The sequence below is a fragment of the Novosphingobium album (ex Liu et al. 2023) genome (genome assembly GCF_029076845.1).
Classification (GTDB): domain Bacteria; phylum Pseudomonadota; class Alphaproteobacteria; order Sphingomonadales; family Sphingomonadaceae; genus Novosphingobium.
In genome coordinates, this window is record NZ_JARESE010000116.1 from 1 (window position 1) to 2,142 (window position 2,142).

Genomic DNA, 2,142 nt, shown 5'->3' on the forward strand with positions numbered 1-2,142 from the left:
CCGGACGTGCAGGTTTCCCTGCATCCGGCTCTCCGCGCGTGGCCGTAGCCACGGGTGGTTATCTCGCTGCGGCGAGCATGTTCAACATTGGCCAGAAGTCAGCGGGTCTGTCGCCAGACCATGCTTCGCCGACTGTGTCCCAGCCGTTGGTTATCTTGGTGCCCCGGAATGGATAGGGCGCGGTAGCGCCCTCCCAGAACCAGCGCAGCTGCGCATTGCCGTCGGTCCAGCGCATCGGCCCCAGCGGCTCTCTTTGGAAGAAGCGTCGCAGGGTCTTTCGCACGGTCTTCGGGTGTTTGCTGCGCAGCCATCGGGCGATGCGCCCCGACAGCCACCAGTCCAGTTTCCTGAACTCGCGGCGGGCTCGCATGGCATGGCGGTAATAGCTTCGCCATCCCAGTATGAGCGGGTTGAGACTGTCGATGATCTCGGACAGCGGGAGCCGAAGGCTCGGCCTCTTCGTCCGTGCCTTGATCGTGTCGCGCAGACGCTGCAACTTGTCCAAGGGTATGAGCAGTTTGCAGACGAACCGTCCCGTTCGGGCCGACCTCGTCTTGACGATCCGATATCCGAGGAAGTCGAAGCCTCTTCGGACGTCGGTGATCAGGGTTTTCTCAGGCGACAACTCAAGGCGAAGCTCCTCCCGGAGGAACGTCGCCAACGCATCTTTCTCGGCCTCTGCCGCTTCTCTCGACCCGGATACGAGGACGACGAAGTCGTCCGCATATCGCACGATATAGAAGGTAGCCTTCCCGCTATTGTAGTCGCGGGCGCGACGTTGCGTCGCACTGGTCACCGTTTCATGTGGGCCGGGCGTCCACCGTCTGTACCGCTCATCGATTGCCGTCAGCATGATGTTCGACAGCAACGGCGAGATGATGCCGCCCTGCGGCGTTCCCGCAACAGGATGGCGGACGGTGGCTTCGACCATGATCCCCGCCCTCAGGAAGGCGAGCACGAGCCGCAGAACCTTTCGGTCCCTGATGCGACGCCGCACCCGCTCCATCAGCCGGTGGTGGTCGATGTTGTCGAAGCACCCCTTGATGTCGCCTTCAATCACGTAGGCGACCCGCGAGTTTCCCCAACGACCGGGATTAACCTGCCGCTGGATCATCGCGATGGCATCATGGGTGCTGCGACGACGCCGGAAGCCGAACGAGGTCGGGTAGAAGTCCGCCTCGAAGATCGGCTCCAGTACAAGCTTCAAGGCCATCTGTACCAAGCGGTCTTTCAGCGTAGGGATGCCCAGCGGTCGGAACTTCCCCGGCTTGCCCGGCTTCGGGATCATCCGCTGCCGAACGGGTTGGGGCCTATAGGTTCCGCTGTGAAGCTCCGCCTCGATTTCATCGAGGAAGAGTTCGACGCCGCCGGTACGCTGCTCGACCTGTATCCGCCCCATCCCGTCCGTGCCGGGCGTCCGACTCCCCCTGTTTCGGGTAAGCTTTCGCCAAGCATAGTCGAGCGTGCGACGGTCACACACCAGATTGAACACGTCACCGAACATCCTGTTCGGATCCGCGTGACTCCACCGAAACAGCTTGCACTGCATGTCGAGGATGAACTCGGTATTCACCGGGCCGGGCTTGCGCCCACCTCCTGCCGGCTCGCTATATCCACTGCCCCCCTTCGCCATGTGAACGGCTTTCCCGTTCTCGGACTACTACGAGGGCTCCGCCCCACATTGCCGCGATCATCGGTCGCTTCGATCATCTCCAGAAGAGATGCGGCAACGCGGTTCTTGGGTTCCGCTGCTGACCTTTTACCTGCTGTAGGGACCGACTTTACCCCGTGTGACAACCGGCCCGCGACCACCACAGACATAGTCGCGGGCTGGCGCATGGATCGCCATGCACCCCTGGGCCGCGCACTCCAAAGCTGGCCCGGCACGTCACCGGCCCGAAGGCCATGCCGCCCACATCCGCATCGGCGACATACATATTCCAACGAGGCGTCAACCATCGGTTCGATTGCTCTTCCCTTGGCAAGTTCGCTCGCCGGGTCGCTTCGGATCGCGGAAGTTCTCCTGTCCCCGGCTTTGACGAATTCTGCTGATTTATGGCTCGCCGGAAGCACCCGGTTCGCCTCATCCGTCTGCTTATCCCCCCACGCTGCGTCGTGTTGGGCGCGAGGTCCTCCCCCTCG

General features: G+C 62.4%; 1 protein-coding gene. It reads right to left on the minus strand.

The window, feature by feature from the left end:
- Positions 1-58: 58 nt before the first annotated feature.
- Positions 59-1,573: a group II intron reverse transcriptase/maturase gene (gene ltrA / locus PYV00_RS24065; protein WP_275230873.1), complete on the minus strand. Its 1,515-nt coding sequence runs from the start codon at positions 1,571-1,573 to the stop codon at positions 59-61.
- Between the last annotated feature and the right edge of the window lie 569 nt (positions 1,574-2,142).